This window comes from Brevundimonas sp., assembly GCF_044239655.1.
GTDB lineage: Bacteria > Pseudomonadota > Alphaproteobacteria > Caulobacterales > Caulobacteraceae > Brevundimonas.
This window is the reverse complement of sequence record NZ_JBIIAY010000200.1, coordinates 1-3,195: the sequence shown is the minus strand read 5'-3', so window position 1 is coordinate 3,195 and position 3,195 is coordinate 1. Positions and strand designations below refer to the sequence as shown.

Annotated in this window: 2 protein-coding genes; one reads left to right on the top strand and one right to left on the bottom strand. The window is 65.7% G+C overall.

What is annotated here, in order from left to right:
* Window positions 1-126 precede the first annotated feature (126 nt).
* Window positions 127-1,014: a hypothetical protein gene (locus ACILQR_RS16255; protein WP_395652406.1), complete on the top strand. Its 888-nt coding sequence runs from the start codon at window positions 127-129 to the stop codon at window positions 1,012-1,014.
* Window positions 1,015-1,020: 6 nt separating this feature from the next.
* Here ACILQR_RS16255 and uvrA read toward each other — a convergent pair.
* Window positions 1,021-3,195 (bottom strand): excinuclease ABC subunit UvrA (uvrA, locus tag ACILQR_RS16250; RefSeq protein WP_395652405.1); only part of this gene is annotated, 2,175 nt, incomplete at its 5' end.

Below are 3,195 nucleotides of genomic sequence, written 5' to 3'. Positions count from 1 at the left end.
CACCACGATCGTCTCGGCGCCCTTCATGGCCGCCTATCGCGAGATGACGGGCGAAAAGACCGACGCCTGACGCTGACAAGGCCCGGCTTTTCCTCTTAAGGTCGTCGCCGGTCAGGGGAGGCGATCATGGCGTTTTCGGCAAGCGATGCGGCGTTCGAAGGATTTCGGATCGTGCGGCGGCGGCCCCTGGCCGTCCTGGCCTGGGCCTTGGCCTATATCGTCTTCTTCGCCGTCGGCTTCGCCGTCGTCGGCCAGCCGGCTCTGGCGATCATCCGACAGGCGGAGGCCCTGCAGGGCGGCGCCGAGCCGACCGCGGCCGAACTGGTGGCCCTGTCCCAAGGCTATGGTCTGGTTATCGGGGTGATCTGGCCGCTGATGATGCTGCTCGGGGTCATGCTCAGCGCCGCCGTCGCGCGGGCCGTACTCCAGCCCAAGGCCAGTGCATTCGGCTATCTGCGTCTCGGCATGGACGAGCTCAGGCTACTGGGCGCGATGATCATCCTGTTCCTCCTGCTCCTGCTCTACTACGTCGTGGCCATCGGAATCTGCGTGGGCCTGGGCGTCTACGCCCATACCAGCGGCCAGGGATGGGTCTGGCTGTTGTGCGTACTGGCCGGGATCGGCGCCTTTCTGGGTCTGGTCTGGCTGGCGGTGCGGCTCAGCCTGATGGCGCCCATCATCGTCGCGGAGAACCGCTTCGCCCTGTTCTCATCCTTCGCCCTGACCAAGGGACGATTCTGGCCCCTGCTGGGGATGACCCTGCTCAGCTTCGTCATGACGATCGTCGTGTCCCTGCTGGGCACGATCATCAACCTGCCGATCCGCTTTTCGCTGGCGGGGCCGCTGTCGCAGATCGCGCAGCCGGCGGACCTTCTTCCGGTGCTTCAGCAGCACATCGGACTGGTGGTGGCCTGGGGCGTCGTCAACGCGATCATCTCGGCGCTCCAGATGGTGGTCCTCTACGCCCCCTTCGCCGCCGCCTATCGTGACATCAAGGGCGTCGAGCCGGCATAGGCGAACTCAGCCCGCCGCCGCCTTCTTCTTGGCCCGGGCCGGCTTTTCCACCCCCGGCTTTTCCACCGAGGCGACCAAGGCCGCGACGCGCGCCTTGCGCCGGGTCTCGTGGCGATCCAGCACCTCCTTGAGGTATTTCCCGGTCCAGCTGTCGGTGTTGGCCGCGACCTGTTCGGGGGTGCCCACCGCGACGATCTCGCCGCCGCCGTCGCCGCCCTCCGGACCGAAGTCCAGCAGGTAGTCGGCGACCTTGATGACATCCAGATTGTGTTCGATCACCACGATGGTGTTGCCCGCGTCGACCAGTTCCTGAAGCACTTCCAGCAGCTTGCGCGTATCCTCGAAATGCAGGCCGGTCGTCGGCTCGTCGAGGATATAGAGGGTCTTGCCCGTCGCGCGCTTGGACAGCTCCTTCGACAGCTTGACCCGCTGGGCCTCGCCGCCCGACAGGGTCGTCGCCGACTGGCCGACCTGGACATAGCCCAGGCCCACGCGGCTCAGGGTCAGCATCTTGTCCCGGATTGGCGGCACGGCCTTGAAGAACCCGCCCGCCTCCTCGACCGTCATGTCCAGCACGTCCGAGATCGACTTGCCTTTGAAGACGATCTCCAGCGTCTCGCGGTTGTAGCGTTTGCCCTTGCAGATATCGCAGGTGACATAGACGTCGGGCAGGAAATGCATCTCGATCTTGATCAGGCCGTCGCCCTGACAGGCCTCGCAGCGCCCGCCCTTGACGTTGAAGCTGAACCGGCCGGGGCCATAGCCGCGCGCCTTGGATTCCGGCAGGCCCGCATACCAGTCGCGGATCGGGCCAAAGGCGCCGGTATAGGTCGCCGGGTTCGACCGGGGCGTCCGGCCGATGGGCGACTGGTCGATGTCGATGACCTTGTCGAAATGCTCCAGCCCCTCGATCCGGTCGAAGTTTGCGGGCGCGTCGGAAGCGTTATGCAGACGCCGCGCGGCGGCCTTGTAAAGGGTCTCGATCGTGAAGGTGGACTTGCCGCCGCCCGACACCCCGGTGATGCAGGTGAACAAACCGACGGGGATGGCGCCCGTGACGTTCTTCAGATTGTTGCCGGTCGCGCCCGAGATCTTCAGCATCTTGGACTTGCTGACGGGACGACGACCCTCGGGCGGCAGTTCGATCTCGCGCTCGCCGGTCAGGTATTTGCCGGTCAGGGATTTCGGGTTGGCCATGACCTCGGCGGGCGTACCCTCGGCGCAGATTTCGCCGCCGTGGACGCCGGCGGCCGGGCCCATGTCGATGACATAGTCGGCGGTCATGATCGCCTCCTCGTCATGCTCGACCACCAGGACCGAGTTGCCGAGATCGCGCAGCCCCATCAGGCTTTCCAGCAGCCGGGTGTTGTCGCGCTGGTGCAGGCCGATGGACGGCTCGTCCAGCACATAGAGGACGCCGGTCAGGCCCGAGCCGATCTGTGACGCCAGCCGGATCCGCTGGCTCTCGCCGCCGGACAGGGTGCCGGACGACCGCGACAGGCTCAGATAATCGAGGCCGACGTTGTTCAGGAACCGCAGACGATCGCCGATCTCCTTCAGGATGCGACGGCCGATCTCCATCTGTTTCTCGGTCAGGCTGTCGGGCAGGGCCGAGACCCAGTCATAGGCCTTCTTGATCGACAGAGTGGAGATGTCGGCGATGTCCGAGCCGTCGATCTTCACCGCCAGAGCCTCGGGCTTCAGTCGCTTGCCGTGGCAGGCGTCGCAGGGCGTCTCGGACTGGAACCGGCCCAGCTCCTCGCGCACCCAGGCGCTGTCGGTCTCGCGCCAGCGGCGGTCCAGATTGGGGATCACCCCCTCGAACGGCTTGGACACCTCGTATTTGCGAGCGTTGTCGTCATAGACGAACTTGATCTTCTCCGACCCCGTGCCGTTCAGGATGACGGAACGCGCCTTGTCCGGCAGGTCGCGCCAGGCCTTGTCCATCGAGAAGCCGAAATGCAGGGCCAGGGCCTGGAGCGTCTGGGTGTAGAGGGGCGAGGGGCCGCGCGACCACGGGGCGACCGCGCCCTTGTGCAGGGTCTTGTCGCGGTAGGGGATGACCAGATCGGCGTCGAACGCCAGCTTGACCCCCAGGCCGTCGCAGACCGGACAGGCGCCGAACGGATTGTTGAACGAGAACAGCCGGGGTTCGATCTCACTGATCGTGAAGCCCGAGAC